The sequence below is a fragment of the Peteryoungia wuzhouensis genome (assembly GCF_003205195.1).
GTDB classification, from domain to species: Bacteria; Pseudomonadota; Alphaproteobacteria; order Rhizobiales; family Rhizobiaceae; genus Allorhizobium; species Allorhizobium wuzhouense.
In genome coordinates this window covers 453,172-475,298 of sequence record NZ_QJRY01000004.1, presented here as the reverse complement: position 1 = coordinate 475,298, position 22,127 = coordinate 453,172, and the positions used below count along the sequence as shown (strand labels likewise).

At 62.3% G+C, this 22,127-nt stretch carries 18 protein-coding genes; 7 read left to right on the top strand and 11 right to left on the bottom strand.

The features are described 5' to 3' along the window. Nucleotides 1-241 precede the first annotated feature (241 nt). The 3 genes from DMY87_RS13860 (at nucleotide 242) to DMY87_RS13850 (ending at nucleotide 2,711) form a co-directional block, all read left to right on the top strand. The gene (locus DMY87_RS13860; protein ID WP_110792124.1) at nucleotides 242-1,015 is read left to right on the top strand and encodes an amino acid ABC transporter substrate-binding protein; all 774 of its coding nucleotides are present in this window, start codon (nucleotides 242-244) and stop codon (nucleotides 1,013-1,015) included. A gap of 263 nt (nucleotides 1,016-1,278) precedes the next feature. Further along, complete coding sequence (locus DMY87_RS13855) at nucleotides 1,279-1,959, top strand: amino acid ABC transporter permease (protein WP_110792122.1); 681 nt, start codon at nucleotides 1,279-1,281, stop codon at nucleotides 1,957-1,959. Continuing rightward, complete coding sequence (locus DMY87_RS13850) at nucleotides 1,956-2,711, top strand: amino acid ABC transporter ATP-binding protein (RefSeq protein ID WP_110792120.1); 756 nt, start codon at nucleotides 1,956-1,958, stop codon at nucleotides 2,709-2,711. Before DMY87_RS13855 ends, DMY87_RS13850 begins: the two co-directional genes overlap by 4 nt. Before the next feature lie 94 nt (nucleotides 2,712-2,805). Here the strand turns inward: DMY87_RS13850 and DMY87_RS13845 are convergent, their stop codons facing one another. The 8 genes from DMY87_RS13845 to DMY87_RS13810 form a co-directional block, all read right to left on the bottom strand. Next, on the bottom strand, nucleotides 2,806-4,731 hold the full coding sequence (locus DMY87_RS13845; RefSeq protein WP_110792119.1) for a methyl-accepting chemotaxis protein: 1,926 nt from the start codon (nucleotides 4,729-4,731) through the stop codon (nucleotides 2,806-2,808). A 383-nt stretch (nucleotides 4,732-5,114) separates the two neighbouring features. Beyond that, nucleotides 5,115-5,465: a hypothetical protein gene (locus DMY87_RS13840; protein WP_110792117.1), complete on the bottom strand. Its 351-nt coding sequence runs from the start codon at nucleotides 5,463-5,465 to the stop codon at nucleotides 5,115-5,117. A gap of 74 nt (nucleotides 5,466-5,539) precedes the next feature. Continuing rightward, a complete protein-coding gene (gene queF / locus DMY87_RS13835) occupies nucleotides 5,540-6,004 on the bottom strand; it encodes a preQ(1) synthase (RefSeq protein ID WP_110792115.1) in 465 nt (154 codons plus the stop codon). Nucleotides 6,005-6,021: 17 nt separating this feature from the next. Beyond that, entirely contained in the window at nucleotides 6,022-6,930 is a 909-nt protein-coding gene (locus DMY87_RS13830) for a cation diffusion facilitator family transporter (RefSeq protein WP_110792114.1), read from the bottom strand. 216 nt (nucleotides 6,931-7,146) lie between these two features. After that, nucleotides 7,147-7,380, bottom strand: coding sequence for a zinc ribbon domain-containing protein (locus DMY87_RS13825; RefSeq protein WP_110792112.1), 234 nt, complete (start codon nucleotides 7,378-7,380; stop codon nucleotides 7,147-7,149). A 2-nt stretch (nucleotides 7,381-7,382) separates the two neighbouring features. Next, complete coding sequence (locus tag DMY87_RS13820; RefSeq protein ID WP_133253019.1) at nucleotides 7,383-8,024, bottom strand: OmpA family protein; 642 nt, start codon at nucleotides 8,022-8,024, stop codon at nucleotides 7,383-7,385. After that, on the bottom strand, nucleotides 8,021-8,470 hold the full coding sequence (locus DMY87_RS13815; RefSeq protein WP_110792108.1) for a hypothetical protein: 450 nt from the start codon (nucleotides 8,468-8,470) through the stop codon (nucleotides 8,021-8,023). Before DMY87_RS13815 ends, DMY87_RS13820 begins: the two co-directional genes overlap by 4 nt. A 183-nt stretch (nucleotides 8,471-8,653) precedes the next feature. Next, nucleotides 8,654-10,843: an anthranilate synthase gene (locus DMY87_RS13810; RefSeq protein ID WP_110792107.1), complete on the bottom strand. Its 2,190-nt coding sequence runs from the start codon at nucleotides 10,841-10,843 to the stop codon at nucleotides 8,654-8,656. A 289-nt stretch (nucleotides 10,844-11,132) separates the two neighbouring features. On the opposite strand from DMY87_RS13810, the gene DMY87_RS13805 reads away from it, so the two are divergent. Further along, entirely contained in the window at nucleotides 11,133-12,116 is a 984-nt protein-coding gene (locus tag DMY87_RS13805) for an extensin-like domain-containing protein (RefSeq protein ID WP_165826227.1), read from the top strand. 57 nt (nucleotides 12,117-12,173) lie between these two features. Here DMY87_RS13805 and DMY87_RS13800 read toward each other — a convergent pair whose 3' ends face one another. Together DMY87_RS13800 and DMY87_RS13795 are read right to left on the bottom strand one after the other, a co-directional pair. Further along, nucleotides 12,174-14,432: a TonB-dependent hemoglobin/transferrin/lactoferrin family receptor gene (locus DMY87_RS13800; protein WP_110792103.1), complete on the bottom strand. Its 2,259-nt coding sequence runs from the start codon at nucleotides 14,430-14,432 to the stop codon at nucleotides 12,174-12,176. Between the two features lie 246 nt (nucleotides 14,433-14,678). After that, a complete protein-coding gene (locus DMY87_RS13795; protein ID WP_110792102.1) occupies nucleotides 14,679-16,352 on the bottom strand; it encodes a formate--tetrahydrofolate ligase in 1,674 nt (557 codons plus the stop codon). Between the two features lie 194 nt (nucleotides 16,353-16,546). On the opposite strand from DMY87_RS13795, the gene DMY87_RS13790 reads away from it, so the two are divergent. Together DMY87_RS13790 and DMY87_RS13785 are read left to right on the top strand one after the other, a co-directional pair. Continuing rightward, entirely contained in the window at nucleotides 16,547-17,566 is a 1,020-nt protein-coding gene (locus DMY87_RS13790) for an endonuclease/exonuclease/phosphatase family protein (RefSeq protein ID WP_110792100.1), read from the top strand. 111 nt (nucleotides 17,567-17,677) lie between these two features. Further along, a complete protein-coding gene (locus DMY87_RS13785) occupies nucleotides 17,678-18,199 on the top strand; it encodes a TIGR00645 family protein (RefSeq protein ID WP_110792098.1) in 522 nt (173 codons plus the stop codon). Nucleotides 18,200-18,362: 163 nt separating this feature from the next. Here the strand turns inward: DMY87_RS13785 and putA are convergent, their stop codons facing one another. After that, nucleotides 18,363-21,482, bottom strand: coding sequence for a bifunctional proline dehydrogenase/L-glutamate gamma-semialdehyde dehydrogenase PutA (putA, locus tag DMY87_RS13780; RefSeq protein ID WP_110792097.1), 3,120 nt, complete (start codon nucleotides 21,480-21,482; stop codon nucleotides 18,363-18,365). A 107-nt stretch (nucleotides 21,483-21,589) separates the two neighbouring features. Here putA and DMY87_RS13775 point away from each other — a divergent pair, with 107 nt between their 5' ends. Next, complete coding sequence (locus tag DMY87_RS13775) at nucleotides 21,590-22,054, top strand: Lrp/AsnC ligand binding domain-containing protein (RefSeq protein WP_110792095.1); 465 nt, start codon at nucleotides 21,590-21,592, stop codon at nucleotides 22,052-22,054. Nucleotides 22,055-22,127: the final 73 nt, after the last annotated feature.

Here is a 22,127-nt window from a genome sequence, read left to right as displayed (position 1 = left end):
ACCGCGCAATCCAAACCGCCCCGAAGCCCGGCTCCGTCCGGAACCTTTGGGGCGGTTTTCTCGTTCCGGAGGGCTGACCGGACCTGGATCCCAGGCACGGTCGTGGTGCGTTGAGTAATTTTTTCTCAATTGCCCAATTTATTCGCTCTTTTCTCTCATCCCAAGCAGGCCCTGATCTGCGATGACGATGCCCTCCCGAGACACGGGCCGGAAACGGCCCGACCGCATGAAAGGAATACCCATGAGCTGGCTCAAGACATTGGCTGCCGCCGCCGTTCTCCAGACGCTCGTTCTTAACCCGGCGATGGCCGGCGAGAACCTCGACCAGATCAAGTCCGCTGGGGTCATCAAGATCGGCACCGAAGGCACCTACGCACCCTTCACCTTCCACGATACGTCCAACAAGCTCGTTGGCTTCGACGTCGAGATCGGTGAAGCCGTCGCCGCCAAGCTCGGCGTGAAGGCCGAGTTCGTCGAAGGCAAATGGGACGGCCTGATCGCCGGCCTCGATGCCAACCGCTACGACGCCGTGATCAACCAGGTCGGCATCACCGAGGCACGCAAGGAGAAGTATGACTTCTCCGACCCATACATCGTTTCCAAGGCCGTTCTCGTGGTCAAGGAAGGCAATGAAGACATCAAGAGCTTCGAGGACCTGAAGGGCAAGAAGTCGGCGCAGTCGCTGTCGAGCAATTTCGGCAAGATCGCCGAAGCAGCCGGCGCCGAACTCGTCGGCACCGACGGTTTCGACCAGTCGATCCAGCTGGTGCTGACCGGCCGCGCCGACGCGACCATCAACGACAGCCTCTCCTTCCTCGACTTCAAGAAGCAGAAGCCGGACGCGCCGGTGAAGATCGCCGCTGAAAAGGCCGAAGCCGACGCCTCGGGCATCATCGTCCGCAAGGGCGATGCCGAGCTCGTGGCCGCGATCAACAAGGCGCTCGCCGACATCAAGGCCGACGGCACCTACCAGACGATCGCCGACAAGTATTTCGGCCAGGACGTCTCGAAGTAACAACCACCCTCCCCCCGAGGGGGAGGGTCTGAGCGAAGCTCCGGGGTGGGGTGATCTCGCCGCATCCGCACAGTTCACCCCCACCTGCCGCTTCGCGGCGCCTCCCCTCAGGGGAGGTGGGAGACCAGCCACAACCTTCACCTTCGACCGCCGCGGCCTTGCCGCGCGGTTGGTCCGCTATAAATGCTAAAATTCCATCGCAGCAGCGGCGCTCGGCGTCTCTGCTGCGTTCCGTTTCAGTCCACCGTCCAAGGACACCCCCCATGCCGCACTGGCTCCAACTGATGCTCGATTCGCTGCCGACCCTGCTTTGGGCCGGGGTGAAATTCACCATTCCGCTGACGCTCCTCTCCTTCGCGTTCGGCCTGACCTTGGGCCTCATCACGGCCGTCACCCGCCTGTTCGCAGCCAAGCCGCTGGTGATGATCGCCCGCTTCTATGTCTGGGTGATCAGAGGCACGCCGCTTCTCGTGCAGCTCTTCGTCATCTTCTATGGTCTGCCGAGCATCGGCATCCTGCTCGACGCCTTTCCAGCGGCGCTGATCGGCTTCACGCTCAACATCGGCGCCTACTCGTCGGAGATCATCCGCGCGGCCATTTCCTCGGTGCCGAAGGGCCAGTGGGAAGCCGCCTATTCGACCGGCATGAACTGGAACCAGGCCATGCGCAGGACCATCCTGCCGCAGGCCGCGCGCGTGGCCGTGCCGCCCCTGTCGAACACCTTCATTTCGCTCGTCAAGGACACGTCCCTGGCAGCCGCGATCACCGTGCCGGAACTCTTCCAGTCGGCCCAGCGCATCGTTGCGACGACCTATGAGCCGCTGATCCTCTATATCGAGGCGGCGCTGATCTATCTCGCGCTGAGTTCGGTGCTCTCCAATCTTCAATCCCGACTGGAAACGCGTTTCGGCCGTTATGGCGGCATGCTGGAGGCCAACCGATGATCACGCTGTCCAACATCGTCAAGCGTTTCGGCGAAGCCACGATCCTGAACGACATCTCGCTGTCCTTCCCCGAAGGCAGCGTGACGGCGCTTGTCGGCCCCTCCGGCGGGGGCAAAAGCACGCTGCTGCGCTCGATCAACCTGCTCGAACTGCCAACCTCGGGTGCAGTCCAGATCGGCGACAACAGGGTGGAATTCTCGCCCGGCCGGAAGCCGCCCTTCGCCGAGATCCAGAAGATCCGCTGCGAGACCGGCATGGTCTTCCAGAACTTTCAGCTCTTTCCGCACAGAACGGCGATCGAGAACGTGATGGAAGGCCTGATCACGGTGCAGAAGTGGTCGCGCGACAAGGCGCGCGCACGCGCGGTCGAACTTCTGGACAAGGTCGGCATGGGTCACAAGATCGAAGCCTGGCCCGCAGAGCTCTCCGGCGGGCAGCAGCAGCGCGTGGCGATCGCAAGAGCGCTTGCCCCCTCGCCCAAGGTCCTGCTCTGCGACGAGCCGACCTCCGCGCTCGATCCGGAACTGGCGGGCGAAGTGGTGGAGGTTCTCGGCAAACTCGCCTCCGAAGGCACGACCATGGTGATGGCCACCCACGATCTGAGGCTCGCCTCCAAGATCGCCAACCAGGTGGTGTTCCTCGAAGCCGGCCAGGTGGTGGAAACCGGCAGCGCCGAGCAGATCTTCCGCGCTCCTCAGCGCGAGCGAACCCGGCGCTTCGTCTCCTCGATCAGCGCGGCACAGACGCTGTGAGCGAGCGCTGACCCTCAGGATGAACCGCCGATGAAAAAGGCAGCGCGATTGCCCGCGCCGCCCCTGATCTCACATGTCCCGAGACTTGAAGGGATCAGAACTCTTCCCAGTCGCTGTTGACGGCGGCATTGCCCTGGAAGGCGGTCGCGAGCTTGCGGGTCAGCGCCTTGGCCGGGGATGGTCTCTGGACCTCGTGGGCGGCGGCGGCACGCGGCCGGGAGGGCGCCGCACTGCCCTGCTGGACCAATCGGAACTGCGCCAGCAGGCTGTTCAGGGCAACCACCTCCTGTGCCAGGCTGTAGCTTGCAGCCGTGGTTTCCTCGACCATGGCTGCATTTTTCTGCGTGTCCTGATCCATCTGATTCACAGCCGTGTTGATCTGCTGGAGGCCGGACGACTGCTCCTGGGCGGATTCGACGATGGCGAGAACGTGGCGGTTGATTTCCTGGACCTCGGCGACGATCGTCTCCAGCGCCTTGCCGGTATGACCCACCAGTTGCACGCCTTCCTGGACCTGTTCGTTGGAGGTCGTGATCAGCGCCTTGATCTCCTTCGCGGCCGTGGCGGACCGCTGGGCGAGTTCACGCACCTCCTGCGCGACAACCGCAAACCCCTTGCCGGCATCACCGGCGCGGGCGGCTTCGACGCCGGCATTGAGCGCCAGAAGATTGGTCTGGAAGGCGATTTCGTCGATCACGCCGATGATGTTGGAGATCGACTGCGAGGACTGCTCGATCTTTTCCATCGCAATCACGGCGCGGCGGACGATGTCGCCGGATTCCTCCGCGCCCGACTTGGCACGCGAGACGAGATGTCCGGCGTCCTGCGCGCGCTTCGTCGAATCCTTGACGGTGGTGGTGATCTCCTCAAGGGCTGCCGCGGTCTGTTCGACGGCAGCCGCCTGCTGTTCGGTGCGCTTGGAAAGATCGTCGGCTGCGGACTTGATCTCGTTCGAGCCTGCATCAATGCCGCGCGCATTGGCCGCGATCTGCGACAGGGTATCCTCGAGCTTGGCAGCGGAGTTGTTGAAGTCCGTGCGAACCCCGTCCAGCGACGCGACGAAGGGCTGCTGGATGCGGAAGGAAAGATCGCCCTCGGCGAGCTTTGACAAAGCCTGCGCGAGGTGGTCGACCGCAAACTTCACGTCTTGGGCTTCCCTCAGCGCCTGCTCCTGGCGCGCCTGACGTTCCTGTTCGCTGATGCTGCGATTGGCCTCGGCCTCCTGCTCCAGACGAATGCGATCCTTGGCATTGGTCCGGAAGATTTCGGCGGCCTGGGCGATCTGACCGATTTCATCCGAACGCTCGAGGCCCGGAATGGCTTCCTCGACCTGGCCTGTGGCGAGCGCGGCCAGACGGGCACGCAGGCGAAGCATCGGCCGCGTGATCCCGACCTGAGAGATGTAGAGCGCGAAGGCAAGGGCGATGACGAGACCGAGAGCGACGCCGGTGACACTCGACCAGGTGGTCGACTGCACGGAAGCGCCGAGAGCAGCCGTTCCGTCGTTCAGGAGCGTCTGCATGGCCTGATTGTGGTTGCCGCTGAGCGTCGAAAACTGGGCGAACAGATCTTCGTGGCGAGACTGCAGCGCAGCGACCTTCTGCTGGTCCCCGGCGACGGCGGCGGCCAGCATCTCGTCGAGATTCCCCTTCAGCTGGCCGATGAAGTCCGTCAGTTCCTTCATGGCATCGGCACGGCTGGGAAGCTCGCTGCTGACCCGACCATAACGTTCGTAAGCCGTCTTGAAGTTCTTCTCATAGCGCTCGGCAAGCGCCGCGTAGGCTTCGGACTTCGGGTCCATGTCCGCCATGCGCAGCGACATGGAAACCGACGTCCAGATGGCGGCCGAGGCGCGCGCGCCGAGGATCGTCAGATCGGCTTCGCGGGTGAGCAAGCTCTGATAGCTCTGGTTGGTCGAGTTGAGGGCAACGGTCAGCCAGGCGGACGTCGCCGTGGACATGATCGCCAGGGCGAGCAAAGCGCAAAGCACCTTGCTTCTGATCGTGAGCTTTTCCAACATGCAGTGTACCTTTCGGGCAGGAAGAAAACGCGAGCCAGGGCGCAGGACATCGCGCCGCCGCCGCGTATGACGGCGGCACCGGTCGACACCTTTCGCAGGCAAGGCTGCGCTGTTGACGCGCCTGGCTCACAATCGAAAAAAGTTGGGAAGCCCATTCATTGGGCCGAAGAACGAGACTTGCGGCAACCGGATGCGCACTGCCGTCAGGGAATACCCGTCACGGCTTGAAATGCCCCTCGGCGGTCAACCGCGGAGAACAAGGACTGTCCGGATGATGTTCTCATCCGTGACCATTTGTCGAACAAACGAATATCGGCATATTGTCAATAAATGGTTAGACGGTATATCGCGGATGCTCGGCGGCTCCGTTTCCCCTGCCCGTCTCACACCGGCGGATCGGTGACGAAGGGCATGATGTCGACGCCATCGCCGGGAAAGACGGTGATATGCGGATGGTCTTCGAAAAGCTTGGCCGCCGCCTCGGCCGTTTCAGCCTCGACGATCAGATAGCCGCAGATCGCGTTTGTTGCAGGCGTTATGCCGTCTCGGGTGATGCGCGTCGTCTTGCCCACCATGCCACCGCGATTGAGGATGGCGGTGGCATTTCTCTCTTCCCATTCCATCCATTTCGGAACACCCTCGGCGTCGATCGCATCCTGTTCCGCCTTGGACAGCGCCCGGAAGCGGGCGAAGTCCTCATGCTTCATCGTATAGACGGCGAGATATTTCGGCATGCGGGGCCTCCGGTCTGAACAGAAGACCGGAGGCTAGCGCTTCGGGCGGCCGAAGTCACCCGGCACCACCAGGATCAGCCGCGCCCGCGATAGGTGGCAACCCCCTGCTCGGGCAGCCACACGCCTTCCGGCGGAGCACCCGTCTGCCAGAAGACATCAATCGGAATGCCGCCGCGCGGATACCAGTAGGCACCGATGCGAAGCCACTTGGGATCGAGCAGCTCGACGATGCGCTTGCCGATATAGACCGAGCAATCCTCGTGGAAGGCGCCGTGGTTGCGGAAGGCGAAGAGGAAGAGCTTCAGCGATTTCGATTCCACCAGCCAGTCACCGGGGATGTAGTCGATGACGATATGGGCGAAATCCGGCTGCCCGGTCATCGGGCAGAGCGAAGTGAATTCGGGGGCCGTGAAGCGCACGACATAATCGGTGCCGGCATTGCCGTTCGGCACGCGCTCCAGCACGGCCGTTTCGGGGCTGGTGGGCGCATCCGCGCTCTGGCCGAGCTGGGTCAGGCCGGACACATCGGTCTTGCTCATGATGGGATCCTTTGATTTTAACGCCCGAGTTCGACGCCGGCGCCATGCGCCATCTCGTTTTCGGGTTCGACATGAATGGTGACGCGGGTGCCGGGCACCGCCTTGTGCACGGCCATTTCCAGCCGGTCGCAGATGACATGGGCGTCGCGCACGGTCATCTTCGAGGGCACGACGAGGTCGAAGGCGACGAAGGTGACAGCCCCGGCGCGGCGCGAGCGCAGATAATGCACGCCGAGCGATCCTTCCGAATTCTCCTTGATCGCCTCCCGGATCGCCTCGGCTTCATCCGAGGACACCGCGACATCCATCAGGCCCGCGACGGAATGGGAAATGACTTTCCAGCCCTGCCAGATGATGTTGAGCGCAACCAGGATCGCGAGTGCCGGATCGAGAATGGCGTAGCCGGTGAAGAGCACCAGCACCAGGCCGATCAGAACACCGCCGGAGGTGACGACGTCGGACATGATGTGTTGCCCATCCGCCGACAGCGCCGGCGAGCGATGGCTCTTGCCCACGCGGATGAGCAGGCTCGCCCAGGCGGCATTGATGACGGCGGCCAAAGCATTGATCGCCAGGCCGAGATAGGGCGCTTCCGGCAGGGACGGCGCATAGAGCGCCGGCACCGCTTCACGGATGATGAGAAGCGCCGCGACCACGATCAGCACGCCTTCCAGAACGGCCGACAGATATTCCGCCTTGTGGTGCCCGTAAGGGTGATCGTCGTCGGCCGGCTTCTGCGCATAACGAATGACGAAATAGGCGAGGAAGGCGGCGATCACGTTGACGGTGGATTCCAGGCCGTCGGACAGCAGCGCCACCGAGCCGGTGACCCACCAGGCGAGCAGCTTCAGGCCCATGACCCCGAAAGAGAGCGGAATGCCCCAGAAGGCGAGCTTGCGCACCAGATTGTCTTCGTTCGCCGCCATGGCTTCATTCCCTGCAGATGCGAGTGAATTGCAGACGCAATTCCAAAAACGACAAAACCGCCCGGCAAGAGCGGGCGGTTCGGTTGATATCGGCAGTGTAATGGCGAAGGGTTGAGGAAAGGTCAAGGCGGAATGGGCCGGTGTGCACAGGGCATGCCTAAGCGGGAACTTCCGGGATAGTGCCTGTGCTGCGCCTCTCTTCCCGGCAAACGCCGATCAAGAAGAAAGGACGACCGCCACCATAATCGCCGCAAAGGCGATAAAAAGGATGGCACCAAGGACGATCAAAACAACCGCATTCGTTGAGAGATAAGTGGTCGCCACCCCCGAGAGCACGGATGGCCAAGTACCGCGCCCATTGGCAACCCGCATGGGATAGCCGCATTGTGGGCACGAGACCGCCTTATCGGAAATAGAATGATTGCATTCAGGACACGCGATCAGACCCATCTTCATTCTCCCGTATCAATGATGAACTCGACCCGGCGGTTCTTCTGCCGCCCAACCGGATCGTCGCGCCCGTCCGAAGTCTCGTTCGGTGCAACCGGTTCGGCTTCTCCCTTGCCCGTCGTGCTCAGGCGGATCAGGTCAATGCCATGGTCGGACAGCCAGTCCCTGACAGCTGTCGCACGTCGCGCGGACAAGGCGATATTGTAGTCGTCACCGCCCTTGGAATCCGTGTGGCCCTCGATCTGCACAGGGGACGCCTTCAAGGCGGTGAGGATCGTCACCATCTGCACAAGAATTTCCTCAGCATCCGCACGGATGTCCGATTTGTCAAAATCGAACAAGACGTCGCCCGGCAGGCTGACGTGAATGGAGCTGCCCTCCTGGTGCGCGCCGAGTTCGCTCAGCAACGCCTCCGTCCTCGCGCGCGCTTCTGATTCAAGGTTCTTCAGGGAAAAAGACGAACTGCCAGCCGCGGCATTCCCGTCGCTCGGCGTTGGTCTGGGCGCGAAACGTGATTGCGGAAAATCGATACTCTCGAAGCGAGACGGCATATCGCCAACCGGACCGCCCTCGTGGCTGACGGTATAGGCAAGCGCCGGCACAGGAAGCAGTACGGTGAGGGCAAGAAGCAAGCCTCTTGTCACGGACGGATCTCCAGCGGAATGGTCACGCCGGGAGCGTCGGCATCGTCGGCTGGCTTCCCCTCGTTAAAGACCAGCGTCAATCGGCCGGCATCTCCTGGGATTTTTCCGGGAAAGACGAGGTCCCCTTCCATCGTCTCGCCGTTGACGACGCGCATCCATTTGTTGTCGCCGACCTGGCGCATGTGCAAGCGCTGCTCAGGTGCATCGCCCCAGCGCAGATAGGCATTTTCGCCACCGTTCAACTCGACGAAATTCGTCACATGGCTATCGAAACTCGCCAGGAGTCGAATTCTTGTGGCATCGTCGCCCAGGGTCACGGATTTCACCTGCACGGTCAAACCGACGGGAACACTAATCTGACCACCATCGATTGTGACGATGCGCTCTTCGGCAAGGGCCGAACCAGCCACGACAAGCATTCCACACAGGACAATCGCTTTGAACATCAGAAATCCCCTCGTAAGAACAACGCGAAGTTTCTGGTCACGAAAACCGGCAGCTTTGTGACAGCGCCACCACGGCGTGTGACACAATACAAGTTGGCAGAGCCGCCCTTCGCAAGAACAAGAATGGCCCGGTGGAGGGGAACCACCGGGCCATGGAAGAAAACATCAGGTCGCTATCGGCCCTCAAGCCGCCTTCACCTTCGCCCGTTTCGCCAGATGCGCCACGACGTTTTCGATCATCCGCATGCCGGCATCGCCGCCCAGCGTCATGATCGATTCCGGGTGGAACTGGACCGCGGCGACCGGTTCCTTGGTGTGCTCGATGCCCATGATAGTTCCGTCCTCGCTCTCCGCCGTGATCATGAAATCGCGGTGCAGGGACGAGGGATCGGCGAAGATCGAGTGGTAGCGGCCGACGGTCACTTCCTTGCCGAGGCCGGAGAAAACGAGGCCGGGTTCGAGCACGCGGATGCGCGACGGCTTGCCATGCATGGGAACCGCCAGCTGGCGCAGCTCGCCGCCATAGGCTTCCGCCAGCGCCTGCAGACCGAGGCATACGCCGAAGATCGGCAGGTTTCGGGCCCGCGCCTTCTTGATCGTCGCCTTGCAGTCGAAATCAGCCGGTGAACCCGGGCCCGGCGAGAGCACGACCAGATCGGGGTTCAGGCTGTCGAAGATCTCTTCCGGCACCGGCGTGCGCACCGTGTTCACGGTCGCGCCCGTCTGGCGGAAGTAGTTGGCGAGTGTGTGGACGAAACTGTCCTCGTGGTCGACGAGCAGGATGTTGACCCCCTCGCCCACGCGCGCCACGCCGCGCTTGGAAGACGCGTCGTTGCCGCTCTTGGCATCACGGATCGCTGCAATCATGGCGGAGGCCTTCAGTTCGGTTTCGGCTTCTTCTTCCTGCGGGTCGCTGTCATTCAGAAGCGTCGCACCGGCACGCACTTCTGCGATGCCGTCCTTGATACGCACCGTGCGCAGCGTCAGACCCGTGTTCATGTCGCCATTGAAGCCGACCATGCCGATCGCCCCGCCATACCAGGCGCGCGGGCTCTTCTCGTGCTTCTCGATGAAGCGCATGGCCCACAGCTTCGGCGCACCGGTGACGGTAACGGCCCAGGCGTGGCTGAGGAAACCGTCAAAGGCGTCCATGCCGTCGCGCAAGCGGCCTTCGATGTGGTCGACCGTGTGGATCAGGCGCGAATACATCTCGATCTGGCGGCGGCCGATGACCTTGACCGAGCCCGGCTCGCAGACGCGGGACTTGTCGTTGCGGTCAACGTCGGAGCACATGGTGAGCTCGCTCTCGTCCTTCTTGGAGTTGAGCAGCTTCAGGATCTGCGCCGAATCCTCGATCGGGTCGGCCCCGCGCTTGATGGTCCCGGAGATCGGGCATGTCTCGATGCGGCGACCGTTCACCCGCACGAACATCTCCGGCGAGGCGCCGACGAGATATTCCTGGTTTCCGAGATTGATGAAGAAGGAATAGGGCGAGGGATTGATTTCCTTCAGCCGCTTGGAGATCTGCGACGGCTTCGAGTCACAGCGTTCCATGAACTTCTGGCCCGGCACGACCTCGAACAGGTCACCCTTGCGGAAGCTTTCCTTGGCCTTCACGACGAGTTCGGCATATTCGCCCGGACGATGATCACCGCGCGGCGGGATCGTGTCGGTATGCTCAAAGGGTTCGGGCGCAATCTCTTCCGACTGGCCCACAGTGGTGACCGCGCCCTTGGTAAAGTCGTAGCGGTCGATCCAGGCCTTGGCCGAATAATGGTCGACGACGAGGATCTCGTCGGGGAGGAAAAGCACCATGTCGCGCTGGTCGTCCGGGCGCGTGAGCTTCAGGTCGATGGCGTCGAACTGGAAGGCGAGATCGTAACCGAAGGCGCCGAACAGGCCGATGGCCGAATCTTCTTCCGAGTGGAACAATGCGGTGATGGCGCGCAGCACGGTGAAGACCGTCGGCATCTTCGAGCGTTCTTCTTCCGTGAAGACGCGCGAGGGAAGCTTCACGTCGAGATCGAGCCGGGTCGCGGTGCGTGTCCCCAGCGCCAGATCCTCGACGGAGGCGAGCGCCTCGGCGATCATGGAGAGCAGCGCTTCGCCGCGACCGTTATAGGCCTCGATCCAGACCCTGCGGCCGAAGGAGGAGATGCCGAGCGGCGGATCGACGATCGCGGTGTCCCAGCGGGTGTAGCGGCCCGGATATTCGTAATTGGAGGAGAAAACCGCACCGCGCCGCTCGTCGAGCTTGTCGACATAGGTCGAAATGGCATCGCCATAGGACGTCGGCCGGCGCTTGCGCGTAACGGTCACGCCACCCCGCGTCTGATAGGCTTCCGAGCCGTCTTCCTGCAATATCGTCGACATGTCTGTCCTTCTCCATTCTTCAGGGCCCGTCTCCTGCAGGCCTTGAATACAAAAAAGCCGCCTCAGGAGTGTTTCCGGGCGGCTTTGGGGTCAATCGTCAACAAGACATGACTGGTCAAGGCCGCGTCAGCGTGCCCACCACCAAGCAAAGGTCTTCGATACGATCTTCATGGCGAATTGCATAGCGTGCGGACCGCGCCTTAGCAAGGGCGTTTTGCCATGCTTGGATGATGAACTTTTCGGCGGCTCGCGCCTTATCGACCCGGTGGCTGGGGGAGACGGAGACGAGATGACGAAGACGATATCGAAGCTCGCAATAGGCCTCATGCTGGCCTGGCCGATCCTCACGGGACTGACACTGCCGTCGCGCGGGCCGCAGCCGACACAGCGACCGGAGGCGACGACCCCTGCACCGGACGCGAAGCCGGAAGCGCCAGCGGAAAGCGGCAAACCCGCCGACACGGCAGAGGTTCCGACGCCCGATCCCAAGCCCGAACCACCTACGGACAACAAACCCGGGGACGAAGACGGCAAGGAGAATAAGGGAAAGAGCGAGGGAGCAGCACCTGTGCCACCCGCCGCGGCACCGGCACCGGCGCCGGACGCAGCCAGCGACAAGGGCCCTGCCAAGCAAGAGCCTGCGGACGAGAACAAGGGCGCGAAGGAACCGGAGGAGAAAGCCGAACCCGTCGATCCGCCACCGCCGCCGGAAGATCCGAAGATGCTCGCGGCGTGCCTCGCGGATCTGAAAGCAATTGGTGCGAGCTTCGAAACGAAGCCGCGGGTCGATGATGCGGGTGGCTGCGGCATGGCGAGCCCGATCGTTCTGAAGAAGCCCCTCCCCGACGTGACGCTGGAGCCGGAAGCAACGATCCGCTGCGAGACGGCGCTGCAGCTCGCGCGCATGACCCGCGACATGCTGAAACCGGCAGCCGAAGCCGCCTTCCCCGGCAAGCCGGCCCTTTCCGGCATCCGCCAGGCCTCCGGCTATGTCTGTCGCAACAGGAACAGCGCCGAAACCGGCAAGATTTCCGAGCATGCCTATGGCAATGCGATCGACATCGCGGCCTTGCGCTTTGGCGACGAGGAAGAACCCGTGATGATCGCCAAGCAGGATGACGGCAGTGCGCAGGCCGTCTTCCAGCGCGCCTTCAACGCCATTGCCTGCCTATATTTCACGACCGTGCTGTCGCCCGGCAGCGACCCGACACATCAGGACCACATGCATCTCGACGTGATCGAGCGGAAGAGCGGATTGCATTATTGCCGGTAGACGAAAGACGGGCGGCCCCGAAGGCGCCGCCCGTCTCCTTGTGTGTGAAAGCTCCGCTCAGAATTTCTGGGTGAGCGAGATTTTGAAGCTGCGTCCCGCTTCCGAGTAGAAGTCGACGGGCTGGTTGCCGGAGCTGACGCTGTTCGGATTGACCGAGGCGACACCGACCGCATTCCAGTAGGTCTTGTCGAAGATGTTGTAGACACCGGCCTGGATCCTCAAGCCCTTGAACTGTTCGGGCTCCCACCAGCCGGTCAGGTTGAAGACACCATAACCCGGTGCGTCAAAGGTCGATGCCGTATGGTCATCCGGCATGGCGGCCGAGAAGATGCCGGTCAGTTCCGTGCCCCAGGTCTCCTGATCGTAGCCGATGCCGACGATCGACTTCAGCGGTGCGACACTGCGCAGACGGGCATCGGTATCGCCATATTCGCCGTAGGCGACGGCCAGGGATGCCTCGGCGAAGAAGCCGTTGGTGAAGCTCTTGCGGGCCTTCACTTCGGCGCCCGAAATCCTGACATCACTGCGGTTCTCATAGGTGAACAGCATCGCCGGCTGCGGCGCGACGCCGGTTCTCGTGACCGAGTCGATAAAGTTGTCATAGGTGTTGTGGAACAGGGTCACGCCACCGGTGAAATCCCCCGTATCCCACTTCGCGCCGACTTCGAATCCCTGTCCGGTTTCCGCCTTGAGGGCAGGATTGCCGATGCTGGCATAGCCTCCGGCCACATTGGTGAAGTTGCCGTAGAGTTCGTCGACGGTCGGCGCGCGATAGGCCATCGACCACTGGGCAAAGAGGCCGACACTCTCCGTCAGCTGGTATTCCGCCAGAAGCTTGGGCGAGAACCGGCTGTCGCTCGAGCCATCCGGCAGGCCGAAGGCCTTGTAGCCGGTATTTTTGCTGAAGGCGGCGGAGTTCTGCGGATTGTAATCATGCCAGTCGAAGCGGATGCCGGGCGTCAGCGAGAAACCGCTATCGCCGAAGCCGAGCTGATCTTCGAGCGACAGGCCGACGACCGTGCCGTCGACATCCGGAATATCCGATTGCGAGACCGTGGTTGCCGTTGCCGGGAACACGGAGATGTACTGGCGCGTGTCGAAGGAGACGACATTGCCGCGCAGACGCAATTGATGGGCAAGCCCGCCCGCCTCGAATTCGGACACGGCGGACCCGATGATCCCGAAGTCCCGCTCCTCGGCCTCGTTGGCGCGCACATACCGCGTGCCGTTGTTGCGGAAGCCGTCGGAGCCGGCGTCCTTTTCGAGTTGCTGCCAGTAGAAGCGCAGATTGGCCGCCTGGATCAGCGTGTCGCTCGAGGGAGCATCAAATTTGTAGTCGAGGGAGACCCTTTGGCGGCGCGTGTCGTCCCAGCCGGTATAGCCGTTGGCGCGGAAGGTGGTCGCGGCATTCGCATTGGTGAAAGTCCGCGTCTGCAGCGACTGGAGGTTCGTGTCGCTGGTATAGTCGTAGCGCTCGGCCGTCAGGCCGATGCTGTGACCGCCTTCCAGTTCATGCCGGAACTTGAAGAGCAGGTTGTTGCGCACGAAATCCATCGGGTTCGGCGCCGTCCGGCTATTGCCGAAAATCTCGTTCTTGCCCTTGCTGTCGGTCTCATGACCCTTGGTGTAGGAGCCCTGGAAGAGGACCGAGGTGCTGCCCACCCGCTTGGCAATGGCGGCTGAACCGCCAAAACTGTCGTCCTCGCTGTCATAACCGGTCTTGGCGAGACCGCCCCAATCCTTGCCCTCGCCGATCAGGTCTTCGGGCTCCAGCGTGCGGGCCGAAAGCGCACCGGCCAGAGCGCCGGAACCGACCTTGCTGGAATCGGCGCCTCTCAGCACATCGAGGCCTGCGAGCGAGTTGAGATCGAAGCTGCTCGGCTGGCCGTTGATGCCCGTGGTCGGGGAACCGGCGCTGGTGCGGGCACCGCTCTGCAGGAAGGGCATCGGGATCTCGTCCACGAGCACGGCGACGCGCGGCCCCGTCAGGCCACGGATGAACAGGCCACCCGCGCGGCCGGGTTTCGCCTGGATGAAATCGACACCCGGCTCCGTGGTGTTGCCGAGATCGCTGAGGTCCTTCACCTCCTTCTGGCGCAGCTGATCCGCCGTCGTCTCCGTTGCCAACGGCGTTTCGGCCACCGAGCCGGCTTGGACCCGTTTGCCCTTGACGACGATCGTCTGGAGCTGGGTCTCTCCACCATTGGCACTTCCGGTCGCCGTGGCGGCGTCCTGTGCGTGGGCGGGGAGAATGGCCGAGACCGCAACGAGGGCGGTGCAGGCGAGCAGGAGAGGTCTGGCGGACCGGGAGCTCATGCGAATGTCCTTTCCAAGGCCAGCAAAATACGGTCCCGCCCCCGCAGGAGGGGCAGGCTGGCCAGCTGTGATTGCGTCAAAACCGGGGCGGCGGATAAAATTTCGCCGTAATCACGCCGTATAAAACATGATTATCAGAGTCAACATATAAAACATGATTATTCTAATCATGAATTGTGATCCACGTCACCGTGATCGAAATATCACAAGTTCACGATGGAAATCGGGGGCGCTTGAAAGCGGGGACTAGAAGAGCCCTTCGATGGCCCCCTCGCCGTTCAGCCGGATCTTTTCCGAGGACGGCACGCGCGGCAGGCCCGGCATGGTCATGATCTCGCCGGTGATGGCAACGACAAAGCCGGCCCCGGCGGAGAGCCGCACCTCCCGCACATGCACCACATGCCCCTCCGGCGCGCCGCGCAGTGTCGGATCGGTGGAGAAGGAATACTGTGTCTTCGCCATGCAGACCGGCAGGTGGCCATAGCCCTGGCGTTCCCACTCAGCCAGCTGGTCGCGCACCGACTTGTCGGCGGTGACCTCGCCCGCCCGGTAGATCTCGGTCGCGACGCGCTCGATCTTGGCAAAGAGCGGCAATGCGTCGGGATAAAGCGGCCGGAACTGCGAGGGCGTCTCGGAGATCCGCACGACCGCCTCGGCAAGCGCGGTGATGCCCGCCGAGCCTTCGGCCCAGTGGCGGCAAAGCGCGGCTTCGGCGCCAAGCCCGATGGCCACGCTGCGCACCGCCTCGACCTCCTCGGCCGTATCGCTGGAAAAATGGTTGATCGCCACCACCGCCGGCACGCCGAACTTGGCGAGGTTTTCCAGATGCCGGGCGAGATTGACCGATCCACGCCGGACAGCCTCGACATTCTCGACAGAAAGCGCGTCCTTCGCCACACCGCCATTCATCTTGAGCGCCCGGACCGTTGCGACGATCACGACGGCCGAGGGCGCAAGCCCGGCCTTGCGGCATTTGATGTCGAAGAATTTCTCAGCCCCCAGATCAGCCCCGAAACCCGCTTCCGTCACCACGTAATCGCCAAGCTTCAGCGCCGTCTTCGTCGCAACGACCGAATTACAGCCATGGGCAATGTTGGCAAAGGGGCCGCCATGCACCAGCGCCGGATTGTTTTCGAGCGTCTGCACGAGGTTTGGCTGCATCGCTTCCTTGAGCAGCACGGCCATGGCCCCGTCGGCGTTGAGGTCGCGGGCATAGACGGGGCTCTTGTCGCGGCGATAGCCGATGATGATCGCGCCGAGGCGCTTTTCGAGGTCTTCGAGATCGGTGGCGAGGCAGAGGATCGCCATGACCTCCGAAGCCACCGTAATGTCGAAGCCCGCCTCGCGCGGAAAACCGTTGGAGGCGCCGCCGAGCGAGGTCACGATCTGACGCAGCGCCCGGTCGTTCATGTCCATCACCCGCCGCCAGGTGATGCGGCGCGTGTCGATGCCGAGCTCATTGCCCCAATAGATATGATTGTCGATCAGCGCCGAGAGCAGGTTGTGCGCCGAGGTGATGGCGTGGAAATCGCCGGTAAAATGAAGGTTGATGTCCTCCATCGGCACCACCTGCGCATAACCGCCGCCGGCCGCCCCGCCCTTCACCCCGAAACAGGGGCCGAGCGACGGCTCGCGAATGCAGATGACAGCCCTCTTGCCGATCCGGTTCAGCCCGTCGCCGAGCCCGACCGTGGTCGTCGTCTTGCCCTCGCCTGCCGGTGTCGGGTTGATCGCGGTGACCAGGATCAGCTTGCCGTCCGGCCGGTCGGACAGTCCCCGTATGAAGGCCGCCGAGATCTTCGCCTTGTCGTGCCCGTAGGGAATGAGGCTTTCCGAGGGAATGCCGAGCTTGCAGCCGATCTCCTGGATCGGCCTCTTGGACGCCGCGCGTGCGATGTCGATATCCGATGGTACGGTCATGTTTCCCCCTGCGCCTTTTCGTTGATTGAGAAGATCTGACGACCGAGCCGGGCTGGCAAGGCGCTCGCCGTATTTTTTTGGCAATACCTATACCAGTGTCACAGCACCGCCCCACCCTCGAGATTTCGCTGTCGTATTAACTTCAATCTGGAGATGTATTAGCATGGCGACATACCAAAAGGGGAGCCGGTGCCATGACCAAGCAGACCTTCAGCTTGACAACCTTTAATCTGTACAATCTCAACGAGCCGGAATTGCCGCTTTACGAAAAGACCACACCCTGGACAGTTGAGGAATACGCGCTCAAGCAGACGTTCACCGCACGACTTTTGCGGGAAATGGCAGCGGATCTTTTCGCGTTTCAGGAACTCTGGCATGGTCAGAGCCTGCAGAACGCCTTTGCCGCTGCCGGCATGAATGACGACTATGATCTCATCGTGCCGGACGACCACACAGGCAAACGGATCGTCTGTGCCGCTGCTGCCAGAAAAGGACTGGTCGTCGGCACCCCTGTCTGGATCGAAAGCTTTCCCGAAACATTCAAGCTGTCGAGCCGTGGCGAAGACAGCCAAACACCCCAGATCGCAGTCTCCGTTGACCGGTTCTCGCGTCCGGTCCTGCATCTGACGATCAAACCCTTGTCGAATGGACCTGAAATCCACGTCTATGTCTGTCACTTCAAGTCCAAAGGGCCAACCAAGATATATCGCGAGCCTTGGTACGAAAAAGACAGCCACGCGAAGCATGCTGAAAGTATCGGCTCGGCCCTGTCCACGATCCGCCGAACAGCCGAAGCCACGGCGCTCAAGATGATCGTGACCGACAAGATCAAGGAAACCGACATTCCCGCAATCATTGTCGGCGACGTCAATGACGGGGATCTGAGCAATACGGTCAACATCCTGACCGGACAGCCGCGCTATCTGATGGGGCTTTCGCTCGGCGGCGGTGATGCCGATCTCTACACGGCCCAGACACTGCAGCAGTATCGCTCAACGCGAGACGTGTATTACACTCACATCCATCAGAATATTCGCGAATCCCTCGACCAAATCCTGGTCAGCCAGGAATTCTACGACAACAGCCGCAAGCGCATCTGGGCCTTCGACGGCATGGACATTGCGAACGATCATTTGAACAGCGAGAACCATCGCGCCGACGGTTCGAACGACCACGGCATAGTGCGCGCCCGCTTCCGATACGACCCGGCCTAGGCCGACGCCGGCAAGATCACGGACCGGCAGGCATCTGGGGTCTGCAGGACCCTTGTCGACCACACTGTGCCTGTACTATGTCCGGGCATATTGCCGGACGAAAGGACCCCGATGAAATCGCTGGAACTGTTGATCGAGAAAATCATCCTGTCGAGCCGCTGGCTGCTGGTCGTCTTCTATCTCGGCCTGGTGGCAGCACTTGCCGTTTACGCCGTCTCCTTCGGCTACAAGTTCATCAAGATCGCCAAAAATGTCTTCGTCTACGAGGATTTCGAGATGATCCTCGCCATGCTGGCGCTGATCGATGCGGCCCTCGTCGCCAGCCTGATCGTCATGGTGATGATCTCCGGCTACGAGAACTTCGTCAGCCGTTTCGACGAGGCCGATGACCAGGTCTCCTTCCTCGGCAAGCTCGATGCCGGCAGCCTGAAGATCAAGGTCGCCTCCTCAATCGTGGCGATCTCCTCGATCCACTTGCTGCAGGTCTTCCTCAACGCCAGTCAGTACACCGACAGCAAGCTGATGTGGTTCACCATCATCCACCTCGCCTTCGTCATCTCGGCGGTGATGCTGGGCTATCTCGAGGTGATGATGAACGGGAAGAAGAAGGGCGGGGACGCGGACAAGATCTGAGGGCCTCTACCCTCCCCTTGAGGGGGAGGGCCGGAGCAAAGCTCCGGGGTGGGGTGACGGCTGGGAGCTAGCCCGCAGGCTCTCGCATCGAACTCGGGGGGGTGTTCACCACCACCCGCCGCTTCGCGGCGACCTCCCCCTCAAGGGGGAGGTGGACGTCCCCTCACCCCTCGCCGATCGCGATCAGGCTGGCATTGCCGCCGGCAGCGGCCGTGTTCACCGAGATCACCTGCTCGACCGCAAAGCGGCTGAGATAGGCCGGACCACCCGCCTTGAAGCCGGTGCCGGACATGCCGGAGCCACCGAAGGGCTGCGTGCCGACGACGGCGCCGATCATGTTGCGGTTGACATAGATATTGCCGGTGTCGAGCGCTTCCGTGACGGTACGGATCGTCGCCTCGATGCGGCTGTGCACGCCGAGCGTCAACCCGTAACCGGTGGCATCGATCGACGCGATGACCTGGTCGAGCGCCTTGGCCTTCCAGCGCACGACATGCAACACGGGGCCGAAGATCTCCCTGGTCAGCGCTTCCGGCCGGTCGAGTTCGACGATATGCGGGGCGAAGAAATTGCCGGTCGCAGGCACTTGGCCTGCGTAACGGACCTTCTGGCTCCGCTTCATGTCAGTGATATGCGCCTCCAGCATCGCCTTCTGCTTCTCGTCGATGACAGGGCCGATATCGGTGGTGATCTCCAGCGGATTGCCGAGATTGAGTTCACGCGCCGCACCCTCGATCATCTCGAGCATGCCATCGGCGATGTCTTCCTGGAGATAGAGTATCCTGAGCGCCGAGCAACGCTGGCCGGCAGACCGGAAGGCCGAAAGCACGACATCATCGGCCACCTGTTCGGCAAGCGCCGTCGCATCGACGATCATGGCGTTGAGGCCACCGGTTTCGGCAATCAGCGGCACGATCGGGCCGTCCTTGGTGGCCAGCGTCCGGTTGATCGCCTGAGCAGTGCCCGTCGACCCGGTAAAGGCGATGCCGGCGAGCTTCGGATGGGCAGCGATGGCGGCACCGACGTCACCGGCACCGGGCAGGAGCATCAGCACATCCTCGGGCACACCCGCCTTGTGGAAGAGTTTTACGGCTTCAAAGGCGATCAGCGGCGTCTGCGGCGCGGGCTTGGCGAGAACGGCATTGCCGGCGACGAGTGCCGCCGAGACCTGACCGAGGAAGATGGCGAGCGGGAAATTCCACGGCGAGATGCAGGCAAAGACGCCACGACCGCGCCAGGAGAGACGGTTGAGTTCACCCGTCGGGCCGGGCATGACTTCGGCTTCACCGAACTGCTTGCGGGCCTGAGCTGCATAATAGCGGCAGAAATCGACCGCCTCGCGGATTTCGGCAACACCGTCATCCAGCGTCTTGCCGGCTTCGAGCGCCAGAAGCGACAGCAACCGGTCGCGATCGGCCTCGAGCAGGTCGGCCAGTTTGTCGAGGGTTGCGGCGCGCTCCTCGACGGTAACCCGTGACCAGCGGGCAAACCCCTGGCGCCCGGCGGCAAAGGCCCGGTCGACATCGGCAGGCGTCGCATTGCGCACGGAGCCAACCTTGCGAGAGCGGTCGGCCGGCGACAGCACGGCCTCCTCTGCCGTGGCGCCGGTTGCACCGGGCACCAGCGGATGGGCGGCGATCTCGGCCAGCGGCTGGGAAATGCGGGCCATCAGCCGCTCCAGATTGTCACGATGGCCGAATTCGAAGCCGGCGCTGTTCTTGCGGTCGCCATAGAGGGACAGCGGCATCGGAATCTGGCTGTGGCGGGCGCTCTGGCCATGGCCAAGGCCGAGCTTCTCCGTCGGCCGCTCCAGAAGTGCCGTGACCGGGATGTTCTTGTCGCCGGCAACCGCAACGAAGGACGAGTTCGCGCCGTTCTCGAGCAGGCGGCGGACGAGATAGGCCAGCAGGTCGCGGTAACCGCCGACAGGCGCGTAGATGCGGCAGGCGATGCGGTCATTGCCCGAAAGCAGCGTGTCGTAGAGGGCCTCGCCCATGCCATGCAGGCGCTGGAATTCGAAGCCGGTGCGGTCAGTGCCAGCCAGCTCGATGATCGTCGAGACGGTGAGCGCATTGTGCGTGGCGAACTGCGGGAAGATGCGGGCGCGCTTTTCCATGAGCTTCGCCGCGCAATGCAGGTAGGACAGATCGGTCGCGGGCTTGCGGGTCCAGACCGGGTAATCGTCGAGACCACGCTCCTGCGCGCGCTTCACTTCCGTATCCCAATAGGCACCCTTGACCAGGCGGACCATCATCCGGCGACCATATTGCTGGCAGAGGGTGTCGATATAGTCGATCACCTGCGGCGCACGCTTCTGATAGGCCTGGATGGCGAGACCGAAACCGTCCCAGCCTGATAGCGACGGATCGGCGAAAACGGCAGCGATCACATCAAGCGACAGTTCGAGACGGTCAGCCTCTTCGGCATCGACGGTGAAATTGAGCTGATGCGCCTTGGCCATTTGGGCAAGCTTCAGGAGATCAGGCACAAGCTCGCGCATGACACGGTCGCGATGGGTTGCAAGATAACGCGGGTGGAGCGCCGAGAGCTTGACCGAAATGCCCATGCGGTTCGGCAGCTGCTGGCTCTTGCCGTGTTTGGCCATATGCGCGCCGATCGCCTCGATGGCGCTGGCATAGGACTGGAAATAACGCTTGGCATCTTCGGCCGTACGGGCGCCCTCGCCCAGCATGTCGAAGGAATGGCGGTAGCCGCGCTCTTCGCTCTTGGCTGCACGCGACAACGCATCCTTGATGGTTTCGCCCAGCACGAAATGATGGCCGAGGAAGCGCATGGCCTGCTTGGTGGCGGAGCGGACGGTCGGCAGGCCGAGACGCTTGACGAGGCCGCGCATGACACCCTCAGGCGTCTCGCCGGGACGGATGACGCGGGCGGAGAGACCCAGCGCCCAGGCAGAGGCTGAGACGAACCAGCTGTCGCCATGCGCCTCGTGTTCGCTCCAGCCGCCCTCTTTCAGCTTGTCCTCGATCAGGCGATCCTGGGTCAGCGCATCAGGCACGCGCAAAAGCGCTTCGGCCAGCACCATCAGGGCCAGACCTTCGCGCGTCGACAGCCCATATTCGCGCAAAAAGTCCTCGACGCCGCCGATCGAGCCGGAATTGTTACGGATCGCGTCGATATAGGAGGTGGCGCGGCGGTCGATCGCCCCGTTCTGACTGTCCGATAGCGACAGCCGCGAGGCAAAATGGCGGATGAGCTGGTCATCATCGCCGGCATAAGGGGCTTCGAAACGCGGAAAATCGGTCGTGGCTGGCTTGATCATTGTCACCTCCGTGGTATCCGCAACATATCGTCGGATTTGCCGTGTTTCACACTATTCTTGAACCATTTTTCTGGCATATTCACTGCAGAAATGGAGATCGCTAGAGAGTGAGTAAAGAAATCGACCGCCTCGACCGCAAGATCCTCCGCGCGCTCCAGTCAGAAGGGCGACTGACCAATATCGAGCTTGCCGAACGCGTGAACCTGTCGCCGACGGCGACGGCCGAACGGGTGCGCCGACTGACGCGGGAAGGCTACATCACCGGCTACGCCGCCATCCTGTCGCCGCAGAAGCTCGGCCGCAACCTGCTCGTTTTCATCGAAGTGAAACTGGACCGCACGACAGCGGATGTCTTCGACACCTTTGCCGCAGCCGTAAAAAGATCGGATGACGTCATGGAGTGTCACATGGTCGCCGGAGGTTTCGATTATCTGGTCAAGGCACGGGTCGCCGGCATGGAAGCCTATCGGCAATTCCTGTCGGAAGTGATTCTGCCGCTGCCCGGGGTGCGCGAGACCCACACCTATGCGGTGATGGAAGAGGTGAAGGCGGGTTCGGCACTGCCCGTATGAATTTGGAGGAAATGACGAGTTGCCATTTTGAACGGCATAGGTCAGAAATTAGTCATATTAATGCAGCCCAGGG